Origin of the sequence: Peptostreptococcus sp. (genome assembly GCF_036639115.1) — a bacterium.
Classification (GTDB): Bacteria; Bacillota; Clostridia; order Peptostreptococcales; family Peptostreptococcaceae; genus Peptostreptococcus.
The window spans coordinates 187,224-207,977 of the sequence record NZ_JAVWJH010000002.1 but is presented as its reverse complement, the minus strand read 5'-3'; the positions used below and the strand labels follow the sequence as shown (position 1 = coordinate 207,977).

Below are 20,754 nucleotides of genomic sequence, written 5' to 3'. Positions count from 1 at the left end.
TATTATACAATATTTATTCATTTTTTACATCTTATTTATTCATAAAAATTAACACCTGTGCTTACATAATATAAAAAAGAATTGCTCGGCGTAGATTTTTGATTTGAATCTGTAATCTCTGTTTTAAATTTATTTACCTTATTCCCATTGATATATGTGTGTCCATATTGGTGTATTATCATAGGTCTATTATTTTGATCTTTACCTAAGTACATAAACACATGTCCTGGTAGGTAAAAGCAATTTCCTGGTCTCTGTCTTAATAATAGATCTTCTTTAGCTTTTTGACTCTTTGCATTTCTAAAGTCTGTTTTTTTACCAATTATATCACTTTGCTGAGATGAAGCATCTCTTGCCATTACTATACCAAAGCTTCTATATACATCTCTGACTAGACCAGAACAGTCCCTAGTCATATTGCTATGACCCCATCCATATTTTTCTCCTTGAAACTTCAATACTTGCTTTATAACATTTGCTTCAGTAAATTCTAAATAACCCTTTACCGCTTGATTTTTGGGTATATCTACAGTTTTACTTCTGTAGTTATTTCCTGCAATAGGTATAAACACTTTATAGCTATTAGAGTCTTCTCCTTTAAGAGGAAGGTATGTTCCCATATCTATTACATCACCTGTATTAGTCTTGGTCTGTCTATTTATATATGTTATAAATTCTTGCTCTCTAATTTCTAGCATTTTTTCTCTTGATAATTTCATTATTGAATTTGTTGGGATCCAGCCTTCATAGTCCGTAGTAAATACGTGCGCCCATGACTTATCAGCATTATAACCTACTATCGCCAACTCATCCCAGGGAAATAGCCCCGTAACTGCACTGTAATCGTCAAATGAGTCAGGATTTTTTCCAGATATAGGTTTTGCCTTCATCACTACCCTTTTAGATACAACACCATACTCACCTTTAATATTCTCAACTGTATAAAGATATCTTGATGCCGATATATTTTGTTTATTTTTATTTTTAATTTCCTCTTTAGACATTATTACATCTTTTTTATAATGATTATAATAATCCCAGTACTCAAAGCTCGATCTATCTGTTGGTACTGGCTGTGGTTTTATCTTTCTAAATACATCATCTGGAACAGAATTATTTCCACCTACTATAGTTATATTTTCTTTATATCTATTTTCAACGTAGGGTATAGTTTCTTTTGACAATCCTATTTTTCTAGATAATATTATGTTGGCATTATCTTGATTTGCCAGAGGTCCTAATGTAAGAGCATCTATAATATTTTCTCCGCTAGCTACATATGCCTTTGTATTCTCTGGATTTAGTTTTGCAACCTCTATGGCCGTTGTATACCTATTATTTCCACTTATTCTACTACTTGCTCCAATTTTTTTATAAGTGTCTGCATTGACTGATTTTTCTCCTCCAAATACTGTTTTTTTAACTTCTTTTCTAGAATTTATATAATCGGTATTCGGGTTTTTGCTATCAATCAATATAATTGGTATATTTCCCTTACAGTAAGAGCTTGCACTTATTAGATCAGCTTCATTACTCGCAACAGCTACTTCTTTAATTTCTACTATTTCACTAATTTTTTCTGCGATTTTCATAGATGTTTCATATCTGTTTCTTCCTGATATTCTATCTATGTTATTGTATTTATTACTTAGTACACTTTCAATCTCTTTTGGAACGCTTTTTTCTCCACCTAAAATATAAATTTTCTCAGGAGAAACTCTTTCTATTTCCGCCAAAGTTTTTTTATCTATCTTTCCATTATCTACTAGTAATATTCTTGAGTTTGTTGCATTTGCCAAAACAGTTGCAGAAAGGGCGTCTATATAATTTGATCCACTTGTGATTATTATATTTTGACTGTTTTCTAGTTTTTTAGAAATCTCTACTGCTGTCGAATATCTATTATTTCCTGATATTCTATTGTACTGGGCATTTGAAATCACTGCAAAATTACAAAACACAAATAAAAATGTCATGGGAATTATTATTTTTATACTATTGATTTTTTTTACTTTAGCAATATATTTTTTTATTTTCAAATTGCACCTCCTTATTTTCATTATTTTTTTAGCTTTTTTATAATATAGCTTTATTATTAATCTGTTTTTCATTAAAGTCATTCAATATAGCTTCAAAGTATCTATAAATCAAGCTAAAATAAGTATAACATGAAATTGATTTTTTTTCGATTACTTATAAGGTGTTTTTTGATTTACTTTTGTTTGCAAATTTTTTTATTTTTTGTGTTTTTTGGTATTCAAAAATAATTTCATGTATTTACTAATTTTTCTCTAGCAAATACATGACTCAATATTTCTTAGTTGATATAGAGTTAAATTTATCTTAAATTAAAAATAAAAAAATCAGTGAAAAAATCCACTGATTTAAATATTTGAAATAATATTAATTATTCTTTATTGCTTTTATTGAAAGGTTTATTCTGCCCTTATCATCAATTTCTGTTACCAATACATCGACAACATCGCCCATTGATAAGACATCTTCAACTTTATTTACTCTATTATTTGATATCTGAGAAATATGAAGTAATCCTTGCTTTCCTGGAAGAATTTCAACAAATGCACCAAATTTTTCTATTCTTGTAACAGTACCCTTGTATATTTTTCCTGGTTCTGCTTCAGCAACTATTGCCTCAACCATAGACTTAGCCTTTGCTATCATATCTGATTCTACACCAACTATAAATACTTCACCAGTCTGTTCAATATCCATCTTAACACCAGTTTCATCTATAATCTTATTGATCATCTTTCCACCAGGTCCTATTACATCTCTTATCTTATCTGGATTTATTGACATCTTAACTATCTTTGGAGCATACTGAGATAACTCTTCACTTGGCTGAGATATTACCTTCTTCATTTCTCCTAGTATATGCATTCTACCTTCCTTAGCCTGCTTTAAAGCAGTTCTAAGAACGTCTTCATCTATACCATCTATCTTTATATCCATCTGTATAGCTGTAACACCATGTTCAGTACCAGCTACCTTAAAGTCCATATCACCCAAGTGGTCTTCCATACCCTGTATGTCAGAAAGAACTGCAACCTTGTCATGATGCTTTATAAGACCCATGGCAATTCCTGCTACCATATCTCTTATTGGAACACCTGCATCTAATAGTGATAGTGTAGAAGCACAAACAGAAGCCTGTGATGTTGAACCGTTTGAACTAAGTACTTCCGATACTAATCTTATAGCATATGGGAAGTCTTCCTGTGAAGGTATCACTGGAACTAAAGCTCTTTCAGCCAAGGCACCATGTCCTATTTCTCTTCTTCCTGGACCTCTTGAAGGTCTTGTCTCACCTACTGAATATGATGGGAAGTTATAGTGATGCATATATCTCTTATTTTCTTCATCATCTAATCCATCTAACTTCTGAACATCTCCCAATGCTCCCAATGTAGTTATATTAAGAACCTGAGTCTGACCTCTAGTAAATATTGCAGAACCATGAGTTCTTGGTACCATACCAGTTTCACACCATATTGGTCTAATTTCACTTAAATCTCTATTGTCAGGTCTTACATTATCATCTACTATTAAGCTTCTAACTTCATCTTTTATGATTTCATGAAGTACGTCTTCTATATCCCCTGCTACTTCTTCAAAATTTTCCAACTTTTCTTCAAAGTAAGCTAGAGTTTCTTCATTAACTGCGTCCATTTTTTCTGTTCTTTCCATCTTTTCAACAGTCTTAACAGCCTCACGCATCTTTTCTCTAGCAAATTCATCTACCATAGCTCTTGTTTCTTCTGAAGGTATATGAAGGTCTACTGCACACTTTTCATGTCCAACTTCTGCTACAATTTCATCTATAAATGCTACGATTTTTTTGATTTCTTCATGAGCAAAAAGTATACCATCTAGTATTACCTTTTCATCTACTTCTTCAGCACCAGCTTCAACCATCATTATGGCTTCTTTTGTACCTGATACTACAAGGTGAAGATCGCTCTTTTCTCTTTGTTCTTTATCTGGATTTGCTACAAACTCTCCATCTACTCTACCTACCAAAACAGATCCTGTTGGACCATCAAAAGGTATATCAGATATAGATAGTGCTATTGATGAACCTATCATAGCTAATATGTCTGGAGTACAATCCTGATCTACAGATAGAACTGTTGCTACTATCTGAACATCATTTCTGAATCCTTCTGGGAATAGTGGTCTTAAAGGTCTATCAATTAATCTTGAAGTAAGTACTGCCTTTTCTGATGGCTTACCCTCTCTCTTTAAGAATCCTCCTGGAATTTTACCTACTGAGTATAGTTTTTCTTCAAAATCTACACTTAGTGGGAAAAAGTCAATCCCATCTCTTGGCTGTGCTGACTTAGTAGCATTTACCATAAGCATTGTGTCTCCACATCTTATAATACAGTTACCATTTGTCATTTCACATATTTTTCCTATTTCAACTGATAGAGTTCTACCAGCTAATTGTGTTTCAAAAATTCTATGTTCGAACATAGTTTCCTCCTTAGTGTTGTAATTACTTTGAAAAACTTATTGCGATTATATCAGGGCCTGTATGAGAACATATACATACTCCGCCTTTTGTAATCATTATATTTTTCACTTTACCTTTTAATTTTTCTTCTACCTCTTTTTGTAGCTTTTGAAAATCATCTAGATTACATCCGTGACCAATAGTTACAGTTATATTTGATAAATTTTCACTGTTTTTTTCAAGTGTAAGATCCACCAATTTAGATACAAGTTTTTTTATTCCTCTAACTTTTGCCTCTAAGCTAATTTTTCCTTCTTTCATCTTGAAAATAGGTTTTATATTAAGCATATTTCCTATTATAGCTGTTGTAAGCGGAACTCTTCCACTTTTTTTAAGAAAATCAAATGATGCTGGTGCAAATAATATTTCAACACTATCTCTTATAGAGTCTAATCCTTCTATAATCTCATCTACACTCTTTCCTTCTTCTATCATTTCACATGCTCTTATTACGAATTGTCCTGCACCAAGAGATAAGTTTTCAGTATCAAATACATGAATATTTCCTTGCGTATCATCCTTTGCAAGCATTGCACTCTGGTATGTTCCTGTTGCTGTTGATGCCCCTGTCAAACAAAGTACAATCTTATCTTCCTTTACATTTCTTTCAAAAACTTCCTTAAACTGCATATATGTTGCTTGAGAAGTCTTAGGAATTTCTCCAGACTTTAAAACAATCTCATAAAATTCTTCCTTATTTATGTCAACACCATCTTTATATTCTTTGCCATCCATAATAAGGGTAAGAGGAATCATTTCCAAATATTCCTTCGCTTCTATCTCATCAGGAATGTCACATAAACTGTCACATACTAATTTTATGTCCAAAGTAGTACCTCCTAACTTTTTGTCCTCGTTTTATGCACTTGTATATATCAAACACTATTTGCACATACGTAACACATTATAAAAACATTTTATCACATTTTGAGCTATAAAAGTAGATTTATATCCAAAATGATAAGAAAAGCTCATTATAAAGCATAAAACAAAGCAGATATGAAATAAATCATATCTGCTTAAAAAGAACTATTTTCTTAATCCTAATTTAGCTATTAAAGCTCTGTATCCTTCAAGGTCATGTCTCTTTAAGTAAGTTAGTAAGTTTCTTCTTCTACCAACCATCTTTAAAAGTCCTCTTCTTGAATGGTGATCCTTCTTATGAACCTTTAAATGTTCATTTAATTCATTTATTCTAGCTGTTAATAAAGCTATCTGTACTTCTGGAGAACCAGTATCCCCTTCTTTTCTTGCAAAATCCTTGATTATTTGTTCTTTGTTCATTATTGTTTTCCTCCTAAATTTTATAATCGCCTAAAGCTAAGCCTTGAATGGAGATTTCAAAAGCCGAGCTCAGGTTGAAACCTATATCATTATATCATAGTAAGGTTTTTAGTTCAAGATAATGATTTAGTTTTTTATCTTTAAAATTTGTCTTATATTTTCTATTTTAGTGCTGAATTCTTCACATTTATCTATGCTTCCCTTCAGACACTTCACATAGTTATTTCTAACGTAATCAGTATCTTTAACAAGTTGCTGTCTTAAAGCTTCCTTACTTTCAAACTTAATTTCATCTCTCATTTTTTCTACAAATTCTACTCTTATTTCTTTATCATATATTTCTTGGTCAAAATCTAGTATATAAGTTTCTATACTTAGTTTTTTACCATTCACAGTTGGGTTGGTACCTATACTAGTAGCTCCACAGTATATTTGCCCATCAACTATTGTAAGAGTTGCGTATATACCAATTTTTGGTATTATCATACAGCTATCATACTCCATATTGGCAGTTGGAAAGCCTATTGTTCTACCTATTTGTCTACCTCTTACAACTTTACCTTCAACTGCAAAGTAGTGGCCTAATAGGTTCTCAGCAGCTGCAACATCACCTTCTGCTATGTATCTTCTAATATCTGTTGAACTTACTCTTTTGCCATCTAAAAGAACGGGTGTTACTACTTCCACTTCAAAGTTCATTTCTTCTCCAAATTTTCTAAGAAGCTCTGGATTACCTTCCTTTTTTCTAGCAAAACTAAAGTCGTGACCTATTACCATTTTTTTTACATGAAGCTTGTCTATCAAAATATTTTCCACATAATACCTAGCAGATATTTGTGTCATACTCTCATCAAAAGGTACACATACATAGATATCTACCCCCATATTTTCTACAATTCTTTCTTTTTCCTCAGCAGAAATTATATTTTTGACATATCCAGGTTTAAAAAAATTTACTGGATGATTTGAAAATGTAAAAACTACACTCTTAACATCATTTTTTTTTGAATAGTCAATTGCCTTATTTATTAAGGTCTGATGTCCTCTATGTACTCCATCAAAGTTGCCTATTGTGACACATGTTTCAAATGGAATATCTATATCATCTAAACTATTAAATACTATCATTTTACCACCATTATCCCAATTTAAATATTTTTTCGCTCTTAACCATTAATATATCATCTTCCAAGGATAGTTTTCCAACACCAATAAATTCTTTTTCTGGTGTATAAACCCTAACTCTTTCCGAAGAAGAATCTTTGTAATCACCTTCTATAAATCTTTTTTCTTCAATTTTTCCACCATTTGAATAATAAGTAACTGCACTCTTATGTAAAATTATCTCTGGAAATTCTACAAGAACATCTTCAACTGAGTAGCTATTTTCTAAAAGTTTTTCTTCCTCTTTTAATAATATCAGTTCTTCTAGTGTGATTGCTCTGTCAATTTCAAATACACCACTCTTTGTTCTCTGTAGATACGACATATGTCCACCTACCTCAAGTAAATTGCCTATATCATGACACAAGCTCCTTATATATGTTCCCTTACTACACTCTACTTCAAATGTTACTTTCGGAAGGTTTACATCTATAATATCAATGGATTTTATGTTAACCATTCTTGGTTTTATTTCAATTTCATCAGCTCTTCCGCTTCTTGCCAAATCACACATCTTTTTCCCATTTACCTTAAGTGCGGAATAAATTGGTGGGTATTGAGATATTTCTCCCTTGTGTGAATAGATTGCTTTTAAAACATCTTCTTCTAAAAGATGACCTACTTCACTTTCACTTATTACTTTACCTGAAGCATCATATGTATCTGTACTGACACCCAATGTTAGTTCGCAAATATATTTTTTATCCTTATTTAATATTAGATCACTTACTTTAGTTGCCCTTCCAACACAGATAGGAAGTACCCCTTGAGCGTCTGGATCTAATGTTCCTGTGTGTCCTACTTTTTTTGTCCCAAGTATCTTTCTCACCTTATAAACAACATCATGAGATGTCATTCCAACAGCTTTATTAATATTAAAAACTCTATCCATATTTCTATTAATACCATCCTTCATATATAATATACATGAGTTACTCTAATTTTTTATATTTATATATTCAACAGCTTTCTCAATCAATATTTTTCTAGCAACTTCTATATCCAAATCCTTGATTGTACATCCTGCAGCTCTTATATGACCGCCGCCACCAAATTCTGAAGCAAGTTTAGAGCAATCTACATAATTTTTAGATCTAAAACTAACTTTGATCTCTCCAATTTCTTTTTCTTTTATAAAAATACCCAATTCAATACCTTTTATATCTCTTGTATATGGTGTTATTCCATCAATATCACCATAATCTACTTTATGTTTATCCATCATTTCTTTTGCAACTGCAGTAATTGATATTTTAGAATCTATGATCTCTAGATTATCCAATGCCTCTCCTAAAATTTTATAAAATTCTAATGAATTGCTTTGGAATATTTTTTCTACTAAATAACTTTTTTTAGCACCTCTAGATAATAGTTCCGCTGCCATAAAAAATGATGATTCTTCTGTATTAGAATACTGAAAATTACCAGTATCTGTTATTAGTCCTGCATAAAGATATGTTGCTATATCCTCATCAATAATTTTTATTTTAGATCTTTCCTCATATCTCATAATTAGATTGTATACTAACTCACAAGTAGACGAACCTTCAATATCAACATACTTTAATATTCCATAATCTCCATTAGTTACGTGATGATCTATACAAATTATACCTTTTGATTGTTCTAATATTTTTTTATCAACACATATTCTAGAATAGTCACCTGCATCTAAAGCTATCACTGTATAGTCATTGCTCTTTACATCAGATGATTTTTTCTTTAGATCCTCTTTATAAAGAAACATCAGATTTTCAGGATAGTTATCGTCTAAGACATATATTACTTCCTTACCAATCTTTTTCAAGAAATTATTTATAGAAAGCGATGATCCGATATTGTCACCATCAGGGCTAACATGAGATGTCACCAAAAATTTATCATTTTCTTCAATATAATCAAGTATATTGTCTATATCCTTAATAAAATTATTCATTAAATCACATCCTTTACGTAAAATAAAAATGATGTCAGCAAGAACTACTGACATCATTTATTATACATCAAAATTAAAATTATATCACTATAATGTTTAATGCTTTTGTGAAAAAACTAATCTTCTTTAGATCTTACGCTCTTGATTAGTTCATCCATCTGCATTCCCTTTTCAATAGAATCATCTATCTTAAACATTATTTCAGGAACGTATCTCAACTTGACAGCTTTTCCTACTTCTCTTCTTATGTATCCTCTTGCATTATTTAGACCCTTTAGAGACTCTTCTTCGTCACCACCTAATAGGCTGACATATACAAAAGCATATCTCAAGTCATTAGTAACTTCTACGTCAGTAACACTTACCATAGATGTTACTCTAGGATCCTTTATTCCATTTATAAGCATTTTACCTATAACTTTTTTAACTTCTTCACTTATTCTTTTTATTCTATTTGAAGCCATTTTCTACACCTCTTTCTTATATATGAGAAATGTAATTAGTCTATTGTTCTCTCTACTTCTTTGACAATATAAGCCTCTACTATATCTCCAACTTTAACGTCATTGTAGTTTACAAATCCTAAACCACATTCATAGCCCTGAGCTACTTCCTTAACATCATCCTTGAATCTTCTTAGAGAGTCTAATTCACCCTCATGAATAATTATACCATCTCTAACTATTCTAACCTTACAGTTTCTATATATTTTTCCAGTCAATACATAACATCCAGCAATTGTACCTACTCCAGATATTTTGTATACTTCTCTTACCTCTACCTTACCAGTATCTTCATCAACATACTCAGGATCAAGCATACCACTCATAGCAGCCTTCATATCCTCTATAGCCTTATAGATTATAGTATATGTTCTTATATCTACTGTTTCTTTTTCTGCCAACTGATCTGCACCAGCTACTGGTCTTACATTAAATCCGATAATTATAGCGTTAGAAGCAGATGCAAGTAAAACGTCTGACTCTGTTATCGCACCAACACCGCCATGTATTACCTTTATCTGTACTTCGTCAGTTGAAAGTCTCTCTAAACTCTGCTTTACAGCCTGCACAGAACCCTGTACGTCTGCCTTTATTATTATGTTTAGATCCTTTACTTTTCCTTCACTCATTTGTTCAAATAGATCTTCTAGAGAGATCTTAGAAGAAGCCTTTAACATTTCTTCTCTTCTAAGTTCCTGTCTTTTTTCAGCTATTAATCTTGCTGCCTTATCATTAGGTACCTGAACAAACTGATCTCCACCTGAAGGAACTTCAGATAGACCAAGTATTTCTACTGCTGTAGAAGGACCTGCCTCCTTCACTCTTCTTCCCTTGTAGTTAATCATAGCTCTAACCTTACCACTAGCAACGCCAGCCACTATAGGATCTCCTACTCTTAGAGTTCCGCCCTGTACCAATACAGTAGCTACTGGACCTCTTCCCTTATCAAGTTCTGCTTCTATAACTGTACCAACAGCTCTCTTATTTGGGTTTGCCTTTAACTCTTCTACCTCTGCTACTAAAAGTACCATTTCTAGAAGTGTTTCTATGTTTATTCTCTTTTTAGCTGATAGTTCAACTGAGATTACATCTCCGCCCCAGTCTTCAACCAATAGACCTTGATCTGATAATTCTTGCTTTACTCTTTCTGGATTTGCACCTGGCTTATCTATCTTATTGATAGCTATTATGATAGGAACGCCTGCAGCCTTAGCATGGTTGATAGCTTCAACAGTCTGTGGCATTATACCATCATCTGCCGCTACAACCAATATAGCTATATCTGTTACCTGTGCACCTCTAGCTCTCATAGATGTGAACGCCTCATGTCCTGGTGTATCCAGTAGTACTATCTTTTGTCCATTTACATTTACTTCAGAAGCACCTATATGCTGAGTAATTCCACCAGCTTCTGCTGATGTAACATCTGTGTCTCTGATAGCGTCAAGTAAAGATGTTTTACCATGGTCAACATGTCCCATTACTGTAACTACTGGTGGTCTAGGAAGTAAATCTTTTTCATCATCTTCTTCTATTTCCATCAAAGCTTCTATTTCAAGTTCTTCTATTTCTGAAGTATCACTCTTAATCAAGTTATATCCGAATTCATTGCATATTAACGATGCTATTTCAAAGCTGATCTCCTGATTGATAGTTGCCATTGTTCCCATTTTCATCAACTTCATTATTACTTCAGATGCTGACTTGTTCATTTCTGTAGCTAAGTCTTGAACTGTAATGCTCTTACCTGCCTCAATAACGTTTCCTTTTTCTTCTTTTATCTCTTCGTTTAACATTTCTACTAGAAGCTCTACATTTCCTTCTTCTATATATTCATTTTCTACTATTTCAATACCAAAGTCATTAATCTTATTCATAAGCTCTTTTTCGCTCATGTTATAATCTTCGGCAATATGTTTTATGCTAGTTTTAGACATAAATACCACCTCCTACAAATTGGCCCTCTATATGAAATAAAAATTATTCACTTTCAGTTAACAATTTTTTTATCTCTATAGCTATATTTTTATCCATTATTCCTAACACAGCTCTCGGGCTCTTTCCTATTGAACTTCCGATTTTATTTTTTTCACCAAACTCGTAAAATTCAATACTTCTAAAGCTGCATTTATCTGAGAATAATTTTTTCGTATTCTTTGATGCATCACTTGCTATTATTACTAGACTTACTCTTTTTTTCTTTACTTCTCTAAGAGTAGTATCATCTCCTGATACAAGATTTCCAGATCTCCTAGCTAGTCCTAGCCATGAGTATATTTTTTTCTCATTCATATTATGATTCGCTCTTTTCTCTTTCTTTTAGCTTGTCTAGTTCCTCTATAAGATGTTCATAGACTTCATCATCTACATCCATTTTGAAAGCCCTATTCAAAGCCTTACTTTTAATAGCTTTTACAAGACATTCGTTTGTGGCGCAAATATATGCACCTCTTCCATTTGCTCTACCTGTTGGATCTAGGAAGATTTTATTTTCTTTATCTTTCACTATTCTAATTAAAGTTTTTTTATCGCCTCTTTTTTGACAGGCAATACATTTTCTCTGAGGTATTTTTTTAGATTTGTTCATAGCTACACCTCCTCGATTTAGTTACAAGTGTTTATACTAAAAATCTTCATCTTCATCAAAATAAAGTTCTTCATCATCTCTATCTTCTTCATCTTCATCATATTCAAAATCTTTATCATCAAGGTTTAGATATTTCAGTTCTTCATTGTCCTCATCAGAAATAACAAACTCCTCATTATCCATATTTTTTTCAAAATTGTCTTCAAGGTTTTCTTCTGCTTCTTCTGTTGGCTCTACTTCCTCCACTGATACTCCATCTGTTGATTCTATTTCTTCCACTGATTTTTCAATATCATCTATTTCGTTTTCTTCTTCAACTTCAGATTCTAGATTTTCTTCTTCTATGCTTTCTTCTTCTAGTCTTTTTGCTTCTTCAATAGCAGCCAATTCAGCGGCTTTTTTAGCCTGTTCTTCAGCCTCTTTTTCTGCCTTTTCTCTTGCAATTTCTGCAGCCTTTAACTCTTCAGCAAAAGCAATATCGTCTGCTTCTATTTTAGCTAATAAAGCCTGCTTGTCATCCTCACTAAAGTCATTTTCTGGCTTTATATCAATCTTCCAGTTTGTAAGTCTCGCTGCAAGTCTTGCATTTTGACCTTCTTTACCTATTGCAAGTGACAGTTGATAGTCAGGAACTATTACAACTGCAGATTTTTCCCTATTATTTACAAATACTTCTGTAACCTTTGAAGGGCTAAGAGCTGCTTCTACAAATTCGCCTATATCATCGCTGTATTTTACAATATCAATTTTTTCATCGCCAAGTTCATCAACTATATTTCTTACTCTTGATCCTTGTGTACCAACACATGCACCAATCGGATCAATTTTAGGGTCAACTGATTTTACAGCCATTTTAGTTCTTGAGCCTGCTTCTCTTGATATTGACTTTACCTGTACCACACCTTCTTGTATTTCAGGAACTTCCATTTCGAATAGTCTCTTTACAAGCCCTGGATTACTTCTAGATAGAACTATTTGAGGATTTTTATTAGTCTTATTAACTTCTACTACATAGAACTTCATCATCTGCCCTATATTGTATTCTTCTCTAGGTATCTGCTCACTTTGAAGAAGTATTCCCTCTCCCTTTCCAACCTGAGCAAAGACTATCTGTTTTCCCTCTCTATGTGAGATTCTTGATACTTCACCTGTTACTAACTCATCTTGTTTTTCAACAAATTCATTGTAAGTCATTTCTCTTTCAGCTTCTCTAATCTTTTGAACTACTATTTGTTTAGCTGTTTGAGCTGCTATTCTACCAAAATCTCTAGGAGTAACCTCATGTTCTACAACATCTCCTAATTCGTAGTTTGGACTAATTTCTCTAGCTTCTGCCAACTCGATTTCTAAGAAATTATCATATAAGTCTGACTCATCTACTACTAATCTTTGTGAATATACTTTTATATCACCAGTATTTTTGTTTAAATCAATTCTCACATTTTGAGCTGATCCAAAGTTCTTTTTATATGCAGAAATTAGTGCCTGTTCAATAGTTTCAAGCAACACATCTCTGTCTATCCCTCTATCCTTTACAAGTTCATCTAGAGCCTGCATAAATTCTGTATTCATTTTTATTCCTCCAATTACTTAAAATATCACGGAAAGACGTATTTGTGCTATTTCTTTTCTAGATAGTTTTTTTTCATTATTATTTACTAACAAAACGACATTTCCATCCTCATCAAGTCCAGATAGAACTGCTTCAAATTGTTTAGTTTTCAAATCTTCATCATTTTTATATAACTTTACATCCACTTGCTTACCCTTATATTTGGAAAATTCTTTGTCTCTTTTAAGTACTCTGTCAATACCTGGAGAAGACACTTCCAAAAAGTAATTTTCATCAATAAAGTTTTTTTCATCCAATAATGGATTTAATAGTCTACTTACTTTTTCACACTCATCCAATCCGATACCATTTTCATCATCTAGTATCACTCTTAAATAATACATACCTGCTTCTTTGACGTATTCTACGTCTACTAGTTCATAACCAAATTGGTCAGCAATTGGTTGAGTTAGTTCTTCAACTCTTTGTGCAGTATTCTTTTTCATAAACTCACACCTCCATATTCAATTGTAAAATAGTGTTTATAACACCCAAATAAAAAATGTGCATAAAAAATGTGAGCCAAAAATGCCTCACACTCCACACGAAATATTCTCTTATTATAATACCATCTTTTGCTTGATTTTACAAGGCTTTATGGCAATTATTTAGAAATATGCATCAAAATGACTGCTATATTCCCTCTTTTCATTCTCATAGACAATTATAAAAGAAAGTTCATACACATTTTCATATTTATCTCTTATTTCTTTTATGTACATAGCCTTTACATGATTACCTATTTGGTATTGACCTTTTATACCTATACTTATTGTATTATTGTAGTTTGTTAACTTCTTTTTACACACATGCCCTAGATTTTTCGGATCATAACTATTATAGTAAAGTACTTTAATTTTTTTATAACCTACATCTAAAAATTTCTTATTGCCTACGCTTGAATTGTCTACATTAAAAGAATTTAGGCTAATTGATTGCTTTATATCATATTTAATTCTATCTTCAACAACAATAGCTATTTCTTTCAACTCATTAATTATCATAGTATCTCTATATATTTTCACAGAAAAAAATATTAGCAAAGATAATAACATAGATATCATAAATACTGTATTGATATAAATTAATGCCTCTATTAAAATATATCCATCCTTTTGAGCAAATTTCTTTTTCATTTTATATCCTTTTAAAATTAACCTTCCTTACTTTGCCACAAATAGAGTTTAATTTGTATAAGTTGTAGCAAATTATTATTCTCCTCATGCTTATAGACTTTCTATTTTGGCATAATCTGTAAATATATAGTGATATCTTTAATTCCTCTGATACTTATTTTTTATTATAGCTTTTCTAGTTCTAGCTTACTTCAATTAAATGATCAATTAATTTTTTATTATTATCATCCAGATAATCTTCTCTATAAGACATTATCCTGCCACTTCCAATCATGATAGTTATCCTTTCAAGTTCTTTTTCCTTGGAGTCAAATATATATATGGTCATGCCTCTATCTGGTGCCCCTAATCTAGAGGTATTTGTATATTCAATTCTTTTTTTTGCAGAAAGAATAAAGTACCCGCTTTTAAATTTCTTATTTTTAATTTTTTTATTATTTTCATATATCGAATAGTTATTTTTATTTAATAATATAGTGTATGAATCAATTCTATTCATAGATCTTGTACCTACAATTCTAAGATCGGATTTAAATTCATAAATCAAACTATTAAATTCTACATTTCTGCTTTTCATTTTGGGTGTGCCTATCATAAAAATAAGTCCAATAATAGTCAAGGTAACTATTATTTCTACCATAAGATATCCCCTTCTTTTCTTCATAGCTTAAACAATCCTCTAATCTAGATATTTAAATAGATTTTTTACTTCCTCTTTTGTTAAATTTAATTTTTTTTCGTTTTTTCCTATAGAAAATTTCTTATAAGGATTTTCTATCATACATCTTTTAATTGTATTCCTTTCAATTGATTTATTTTTATATTTTATTACAATTGAAAATTCAACAAAAGCATCTTCTACTATTATATTTTCTTTATCATAAAAATAATCTATGCTTACCTTATCGCTATAACAATATTTTTTCTCAAATACATTTATAAAGTATTGACTAGCAAAATTATTAAATGAATTACAAAACTCCTCACTTCCATTTGATTTTATATATGCTTCTTCAATAGAATAATAAAAATTTATCTGACATAGCGATTCGGCAAGTTTAGCTTCATAGTCTTTCATAGACATGTCTTTGTTCTCAGTTGATAGCTTATATAGACCTTTTGTTGCTATAATTGAAGATGTAATAATACATATTACAAAAAACATAGTTATTATAGTATTGATTGTAACTGATCCTTTTTTTCCTATATTTCTTTTCATTTAAATCGCCTCATACTTTATTATACTTTTAGATTATGGCTGATCTGTATAGTAATCAGTGATAAAAACTCTTTATCACATACACATATAGCAATATTTTAGAGACTTCCTCCTACCACTGAATATGTATCTATTGATTGTTTTGAATCATCTTTTAATATTGTAATTTTACTTTTTACCAGACCAAAATTTTCTTCTAGTAAGTCTCTTTGTATCTTTATATTATAACCATCAAAATTTTCTTCCTTATCTTCTGTATCAAGTGAATCCATACTGTTAAGCGATATCTTTCTATTCTCTTTTTCCGCTAATCCTTCAAGTAGCTCTAATGAATCATTTTCTTCATCTACATTTTCATTCATCTGTTTTATATTTGAAAACGATACAGACATCAAATATGTAATTACAGAAAGCAATAATATTGAAAATATTATATCTATGGATAAGCTAGCCCTTCTTTGCATAAAACGTCCTCCTTATAATTATATAATTTATAGATTCTTATAGATAATATAGGCAAAAAAATAAAAAAGCACCGAAATATATCGATGCTTTTTATTAATCTATTTAATTATTTACTTCGTTTCTTCTATAGCTTTTCTAAGAATAAAGTTTCTAGCAACCTCTTCTGGGAACTTCATCTTTACTATTTGTCTTGGGTGAGGAGCTGATTCTATTGGCTCTCCATCTTCATTATACATCTCTGTAATCGTAGTACTAATAGTATCTGTGTATGGTCCCATTATTTCTATTTCATCACCAACTATCATTTTATTTCTTTGTTCAACTGTTACAAGTCCATTTTCATCTCTATCTTCAAGTACAATTCCTATGAAATCATAATTTCTAACATAAGAAGCAGAAGCATAATTTTGCTCTTCGTCTCCTGGTTTGTCTTCATAAAAACCTGTAGTGAAGTGTCTGTGACTTCCCTTTTTTAATTCTTCTAACCAGATAGGATCAAACTTCCAGTTTTCTGGATCTTCATAATATGCATCTATTGCCATTCTATATGCTCTTACAACGGTTGCCACATAATATGCAGTCTTCATTCTACCTTCTATTTTTAAACTAGTAATTCCAGATTCTATAAGCTGTGGGATATATTCAATCATACAAAGATCTTTTGAGTTAAAGAAAAACGTTCCTCTTCCATCTTCATATATTGGAAAATATTCTCCTGGTCTTTTTTCTTCTACCAAACTGTACTTCCACCTGCATGACTGAGCACATGAACCTCTATTAGCATCTCTACCAGTCATATAATTACTTATCAAACATCTTCCAGAATATGATATACACATAGCACCATGCATGAACGCTTCTATATCCATGTCTTCAGGTGTGTTATCTCTTATTTCTTTAATTTCCTTAAAAGATAACTCTCTGGCCATAACTACTCTTTTTATACCTTGATTATACCAGAAATTAGCACTTTGATAATTTGTAGTGTTAGCTTGTGTACTTAGATGTATTTCCATATTTGGTACTGTAGACTTTATTACATCAATTACTCCAGCATCAGCTGCCAATAAAGCATCTACTCCTGCTGCTTCCAAATCTCTTAAGTAGTCTTCAAATCCAACAAAATCTTCATTGTGAGGTATTATATTTACAGTTACAAAAACTTTTCTACCTCTCTCATGTGCAAATTCTGTACCTTCCTTAATATCTTCTATTGTAAAGTTTTTTGCTGCAGTTCTCATACCGAACTGCTCTCCTCCTAAGTATACAGCATCTGCTCCATACTCAATGGCAACTTTTAGTTTTTCAAGATCTCCCGCTGGGGCTAATAATTCAACTTTTTCCATTTTTTCACCTTCCATTATTTATTATCGATACTATTTAATAACTATTCTTAATTCAATCAATAAATAATTGTATCAAATAGTTCCGTTATTTTCAAGTATTTTTCTCAACATATTCAAGATACCCTAATTTTTTATTTTCTATCACCATTTTTATAACTAATGGCAACTCCATCTCCAATCGGTATTATAGATGTATCCAAATATTCAGCTTGGCATAGATAGTCTAAATAATCTCTCATTCTTTTTACTATTGTTCTCTTTCTTCTCACAACCAAGCCATCATCGGCTATCATCCCTTTATATAAGATATTGTCTGATACCACTATACCATTTACATTTAACTTATCAATTACAGTATCAAAAAACATCTTGTATTGACCTTTGGCAGCATCTATAAATATCATATCAAAATTACCTTCTACATTTTTTAACGTTTCCTGTGCATCCCCAACAAGTATTTTTATATTATTCAAACCTGCTTTTTCTATGTTTTTTTCAGCCTGCTCCAACATCACTGGATTTCTCTCTGTTGTTATTATTTCAACATCGTTATTTAATACTGACGAAAAGAATATTGATGAATATCCAATAGCGCAACCTATCTCAAGTATTCTTTTTGGCTTATGTATATTAAGAATAACTCTCAACAACTCAGACACTTCCTTGTGTATTATTGGAACGCTATTTTCTTTAGCATATTTTTCCATTTCTTTGATTTGACCTGTATTTTCCGCTAGTGTTCCTCTTATATAATCTTCTACTACATCGTTTACTATATTACTCATTCTGTCACCTTCTATTTAAACTATAAAACTTACGCTTTCTTATTATTGCTTTAAAAAGCAGGGAAAGAAATCTTTCCCCGCATATATTTTCTTTTATTTATCTTTTTAAATTACACTATTTGAAACTTTTTTACTTTTTTTCACTACTTGAACTTTTATTATCTTTTGATTCCTTTTTGTTATTTGAACTTTTGCTATCACTTGATCCCTTAGAACTGCTTGAGTTCTTTTTATCTTTTGACTCCTTGGCATCTAGATCCTTGTGATATTTATCAGCATGGACCTTATGTTCTTCAAAAGTCTTACTGTAATAATTTTTGCCATCAGTTCCAGTTACAAAGTAAAGATAATCTGTCTTTTTAGGGTTAGCTGCGGCCATAAGAGATTCAATCCCTGGATTTGCCACTGGAGTTGGTGGAAGTCCAGCATGTATATATAGATTATATGGAGTTTCAACCTCTAGGTCTTTGTATAAGACTCTACTCTTACGCTCTGGTAATCCATACTGAAGTACCGCATCAGATTGAAGCTTCATATTCTTATCTAATCTATTGTAGAATACTCCAGCTATTGTATCTCTATCTTCATCATTAATAGCTTCTTTTTCTACAATAGATGCCATTATTACTGTATCATAAAAATCAAGCTTATTTTTTTCTACAATTGGCATTATATTTTTATTATATTTTTTCTCGAATTCTGCCAACATTTTTTCAAACACCTGTTTTTCACTAGTACCCTTCTTGAAAAAGTAAGTTTCAGGATATAGAAAACCTTCAAGTGTTGTTATTTTGTTATTTGATAAAAAGTTATATTTTTTTGAAAACTCTTTAGGACTTCTAAATAATTTGACATATGTTTCTCTCTTACCTAATCCACTTTTTACCAATTTGTCAACTATGTCAGTGGATACGCTTCCTTCTGGAAAAGTAATTTTTATGCCATCTTGATATACTTTTCCAGCAACTAGCTTATCTATTATCATCTTATTGTCCATATTCTGAGAAAGCTTATATTTACCAGCCTTTACTTTCTCAGCATTTTTAGAGTTTTTTACATTTGATATAAATACTCTCTTATTTTTAATTAGCTTTTCATCTCTAAGGATTGTAGAAATATCCTTCGCTCTTGACCCTTCTGGAATCTCAACTATTATCTCTTTGTTCGATTTTGGATCCACTGCCTTTGATGCACTTCTATAATATATATTTCCAATTCCAGCAATTATTGCTAGAACTACAAATATGACAATTAAGAGTCTAAAAACTCTTATTTTCTTCTTCTTTTTTCTTTTCCTTACCACTTTTTTAGATTGTGTCTGTTTTCTACTCATGGGCACTTTCCTTTCTAACTATACTTTTTCTATAAAGCTTTTAACTAAACCTGAAAAATCTGATTTTACTCTTGTCGTAGTTTCTATTACTTCCTTATGATTTAGAGGTTGATCTAATATTCCTGCTGCCATATTTGTTATGCAAGATATACCAAATACCTCCATACCACTATGATTCGCTACGATAACTTCAGGTACAGTAGACATACCCACAGCATCTGCCCCCAGTATGGAGGCCATTTTTACCTCTGCTGGAGTTTCATAGTTTGGTCCTGAGAAAAACATATACACACCTTCTTTAAGATCTAGTGATAGTTCTTCCGCACACTTTCTAATAAGTTCAACACCTGACTTAGAATAGGCTTGAGACATATCTGGAAATCTAGGTCCAAATTTTTCATTATTTGGTCCTATCAATGGATTTGAACCACTCATATTAATATGATCTTTTATAACCATTAGATCTCCAGCCTTAAAACTCTTATTTGACCCACCTGCTGCATTGGTCACCAATAATTTTTCTATTCCCATTTCCTTAAATACTCTTATTGGATAAGTTATTTCAGACTGAGAATACCCTTCATAATAGTGAAATCTTCCCTGCATCACTAGTACACACTTATTACAAAGTTTACCAATTACAAGTTGGCTTTTGTGTCCTGCCACTTCAGACACTTTGAAATTCGGAATTTCTCTATAGGGTATTACAGTTGGGTCTACTATTTCTTCGGCTAAATCTCCCAATCCTGATCCTAAAATCAAAGCGATTTCAGGCTTTTCATGTATTTTTCCCTTTATATAATCAACACTTTCTTTAACTTTATCATACATATTAAAACACCTCTTT

20 protein-coding genes and 1 pseudogene are annotated in these 20,754 nt (G+C 31.5%); all 21 read right to left on the bottom strand.

The window, feature by feature from the left end:
* Nucleotides 1-35: 35 nt before the first annotated feature.
* The 21 genes and pseudogenes from RR561_RS03235 to RR561_RS03135 all read right to left on the bottom strand — a co-directional run bounded on the left by RR561_RS03235 (nucleotide 36) and on the right by RR561_RS03135 (nucleotide 20,738).
* Nucleotides 36-2,039, bottom strand: coding sequence for a cell wall-binding repeat-containing protein (locus RR561_RS03235; protein ID WP_332505994.1), 2,004 nt, complete (start codon nucleotides 2,037-2,039; stop codon nucleotides 36-38).
* A gap of 364 nt (nucleotides 2,040-2,403) precedes the next feature.
* On the bottom strand, nucleotides 2,404-4,497 hold the full coding sequence (gene pnp, locus RR561_RS03230; protein WP_332505993.1) for a polyribonucleotide nucleotidyltransferase: 2,094 nt from the start codon (nucleotides 4,495-4,497) through the stop codon (nucleotides 2,404-2,406).
* A gap of 22 nt (nucleotides 4,498-4,519) precedes the next feature.
* Nucleotides 4,520-5,365 (bottom strand): DegV family protein, encoded by an 846-nt coding sequence (locus RR561_RS03225; RefSeq protein ID WP_332505992.1) that lies wholly within the window; start codon nucleotides 5,363-5,365, stop codon nucleotides 4,520-4,522.
* A gap of 201 nt (nucleotides 5,366-5,566) precedes the next feature.
* Nucleotides 5,567-5,824: a 30S ribosomal protein S15 gene (gene rpsO, locus RR561_RS03220; protein ID WP_334309584.1), complete on the bottom strand. Its 258-nt coding sequence runs from the start codon at nucleotides 5,822-5,824 to the stop codon at nucleotides 5,567-5,569.
* Between the two features lie 123 nt (nucleotides 5,825-5,947).
* Complete coding sequence (locus RR561_RS03215; RefSeq protein ID WP_332505990.1) at nucleotides 5,948-6,949, bottom strand: bifunctional riboflavin kinase/FAD synthetase; 1,002 nt, start codon at nucleotides 6,947-6,949, stop codon at nucleotides 5,948-5,950.
* A 10-nt stretch (nucleotides 6,950-6,959) separates the two neighbouring features.
* Nucleotides 6,960-7,877: a tRNA pseudouridine(55) synthase TruB gene (truB, locus tag RR561_RS03210; RefSeq protein WP_332505989.1), complete on the bottom strand. Its 918-nt coding sequence runs from the start codon at nucleotides 7,875-7,877 to the stop codon at nucleotides 6,960-6,962.
* A gap of 45 nt (nucleotides 7,878-7,922) precedes the next feature.
* A complete protein-coding gene (locus RR561_RS03205) occupies nucleotides 7,923-8,921 on the bottom strand; it encodes a DHH family phosphoesterase (protein ID WP_332505988.1) in 999 nt (332 codons plus the stop codon).
* A 116-nt stretch (nucleotides 8,922-9,037) separates the two neighbouring features.
* Nucleotides 9,038-9,385 (bottom strand): 30S ribosome-binding factor RbfA, encoded by a 348-nt coding sequence (rbfA, locus tag RR561_RS03200; protein WP_332505987.1) that lies wholly within the window; start codon nucleotides 9,383-9,385, stop codon nucleotides 9,038-9,040.
* Nucleotides 9,386-9,420: 35 nt separating this feature from the next.
* Nucleotides 9,421-11,361: a translation initiation factor IF-2 gene (infB, locus tag RR561_RS03195; protein ID WP_332505986.1), complete on the bottom strand. Its 1,941-nt coding sequence runs from the start codon at nucleotides 11,359-11,361 to the stop codon at nucleotides 9,421-9,423.
* Nucleotides 11,362-11,404: 43 nt separating this feature from the next.
* Entirely contained in the window at nucleotides 11,405-11,716 is a 312-nt protein-coding gene (locus RR561_RS03190) for a L7Ae/L30e/S12e/Gadd45 family ribosomal protein (RefSeq protein WP_106776442.1), read from the bottom strand.
* Between the two features lies 1 nt (nucleotide 11,717).
* Entirely contained in the window at nucleotides 11,718-12,011 is a 294-nt protein-coding gene (rnpM, locus tag RR561_RS03185) for an RNase P modulator RnpM (protein WP_332505985.1), read from the bottom strand.
* A gap of 408 nt (nucleotides 12,012-12,419) precedes the next feature.
* A pseudogene (nusA, locus tag RR561_RS03180) lies at nucleotides 12,420-13,583 on the bottom strand (transcription termination factor NusA); the annotation flags it as partial.
* Between the two features lie 18 nt (nucleotides 13,584-13,601).
* Nucleotides 13,602-14,069 carry a ribosome maturation factor RimP gene (rimP, locus tag RR561_RS03175; RefSeq protein WP_332505983.1) on the bottom strand — a complete coding sequence of 156 codons (468 nt, stop codon included), beginning with the start codon at nucleotides 14,067-14,069 and terminating at the stop codon, nucleotides 13,602-13,604.
* Between the two features lie 162 nt (nucleotides 14,070-14,231).
* Complete coding sequence (locus RR561_RS03170) at nucleotides 14,232-14,759, bottom strand: hypothetical protein (RefSeq protein ID WP_332505982.1); 528 nt, start codon at nucleotides 14,757-14,759, stop codon at nucleotides 14,232-14,234.
* A gap of 181 nt (nucleotides 14,760-14,940) precedes the next feature.
* Nucleotides 14,941-15,399: a pilus assembly FimT family protein gene (locus tag RR561_RS03165; RefSeq protein ID WP_332505981.1), complete on the bottom strand. Its 459-nt coding sequence runs from the start codon at nucleotides 15,397-15,399 to the stop codon at nucleotides 14,941-14,943.
* Nucleotides 15,400-15,438: 39 nt separating this feature from the next.
* The gene (locus RR561_RS03160) at nucleotides 15,439-15,978 is read right to left on the bottom strand and encodes a hypothetical protein (protein ID WP_332505980.1); all 540 of its coding nucleotides are present in this window, start codon (nucleotides 15,976-15,978) and stop codon (nucleotides 15,439-15,441) included.
* A gap of 98 nt (nucleotides 15,979-16,076) precedes the next feature.
* Nucleotides 16,077-16,442 (bottom strand): hypothetical protein, encoded by a 366-nt coding sequence (locus RR561_RS03155; RefSeq protein ID WP_332505979.1) that lies wholly within the window; start codon nucleotides 16,440-16,442, stop codon nucleotides 16,077-16,079.
* A gap of 111 nt (nucleotides 16,443-16,553) precedes the next feature.
* On the bottom strand, nucleotides 16,554-17,789 hold the full coding sequence (locus tag RR561_RS03150) for a peptidase U32 family protein (protein ID WP_332505978.1): 1,236 nt from the start codon (nucleotides 17,787-17,789) through the stop codon (nucleotides 16,554-16,556).
* Between the two features lie 131 nt (nucleotides 17,790-17,920).
* A complete protein-coding gene (locus RR561_RS03145; protein WP_332505977.1) occupies nucleotides 17,921-18,574 on the bottom strand; it encodes an O-methyltransferase in 654 nt (217 codons plus the stop codon).
* Between the two features lie 130 nt (nucleotides 18,575-18,704).
* A complete protein-coding gene (gene mltG, locus RR561_RS03140; protein ID WP_332505976.1) occupies nucleotides 18,705-19,907 on the bottom strand; it encodes an endolytic transglycosylase MltG in 1,203 nt (400 codons plus the stop codon).
* 18 nt (nucleotides 19,908-19,925) lie between these two features.
* Complete coding sequence (locus RR561_RS03135; RefSeq protein WP_332505975.1) at nucleotides 19,926-20,738, bottom strand: purine-nucleoside phosphorylase; 813 nt, start codon at nucleotides 20,736-20,738, stop codon at nucleotides 19,926-19,928.
* Between the last annotated feature and the right edge of the window lie 16 nt (nucleotides 20,739-20,754).